A 247-nucleotide genomic window follows, 5' to 3' on the forward strand; every position below is an offset into this window, starting at 1 on the left:
CCCTCGCGTTCCTGATCACGCTGGCGATCATGGTCGCGCTCGGCGTCAGCGTCGAGCGCGCGGTGCTGCGGCCGCTGGTCAACCAGCCGCCGATCACGCTGTTCATGGCGACGCTCGGCTTGTCCTACGTGATCGAGGGTGCGGCGCAACTGTTGTGGGGCACCCAGGTTCACGGCCTCGACATCGGGATCAGCGACGTGCCGCTCGACATCGCGGGGGTCTTCATCAGCCGGTTCGACCTGTTCGC

At 67.2% G+C, this 247-nt stretch carries 1 pseudogene; it reads left to right on the plus strand.

What is annotated here, in order from left to right:
• A pseudogene (locus FNJ47_RS47500) lies at positions 1-247 on the plus strand (branched-chain amino acid ABC transporter permease); the annotation flags it as partial.

The sequence above is a fragment of the Bradyrhizobium uaiense genome, from assembly GCF_010811875.1.
Classification (GTDB): domain Bacteria; phylum Pseudomonadota; class Alphaproteobacteria; order Rhizobiales; family Xanthobacteraceae; genus Bradyrhizobium; species Bradyrhizobium uaiense.